General features: G+C 54.1%; 2 protein-coding genes. Both read right to left on the bottom strand.

Annotated features, from left to right (window positions below; genetic code table 11):
- A partial coding sequence (locus FJV41_RS55320; protein WP_181791547.1) for a class II glutamine amidotransferase occupies window positions 1-162 on the bottom strand: 162 nt, incomplete at its 3' end.
- Window positions 163-313: 151 nt separating this feature from the next.
- On the bottom strand, window positions 314-558 hold a 245-nt coding region (locus tag FJV41_RS55315), incomplete at its 5' end, for an SIS domain-containing protein (protein ID WP_141649575.1).

Raw genomic sequence — 558 nt, 5'->3', positions numbered from 1 at the left:
GGGCTGCGGATCTTTAAATGTGCGACAGCCTTTGCCTTCATAGAAGGTGATGCCCCAACCGTCTTTATGCGGCCCGGTGCCGCCCCCGCGCTGAACCAGCCCGGTAAAGCTAAAGCAAATATCTGTTGGCACATTCGCGCTCATCCCGAGCAGTTCGCACATATCTCACCTCATACCACGCGGCTTAAATACCAAAGGCGTTACTACGTCAGCCAGCCTGAACGCGGTCAGCGCGCAAAAACCGGATCGTACCTGAGGTACGCAAGGAGATTGAGCGCTGCCCGGGGTTCAACACCGCCAGCAATACGGCCTGTTAAGCTTTAACCATCTCTTTTTCGATCAGCATAATCAGAATATGAATCACTTTAATGTGAATTTCCTGAATACGGTCGGCATAGCCAAAATGCGGCACGCGAATTTCAACATCGGCGGAGCCGGCCATTTTACCGCCGTCTTTACCAGTCAGGGTGATCACCTTCATCCCCTGCGCGCGGGCGGCCTCGATCGCTTTGATAACGTTACCAGAGTTACCGGAGGTGGAGATCCCCAGCAGCACGT

The sequence above is a fragment of the Myxococcus llanfairpwllgwyngyllgogerychwyrndrobwllllantysiliogogogochensis genome, assembly GCF_006636215.1.
GTDB classification, from domain to species: domain Bacteria; phylum Myxococcota; class Myxococcia; order Myxococcales; family Myxococcaceae; genus Myxococcus; species Myxococcus llanfairpwllgwyngyllgogerychwyrndrobwllllantysiliogogogochensis.
Note: the sequence above shows the minus strand (reverse complement) of the source record. Positions and strands in the feature narration are given on the sequence as shown.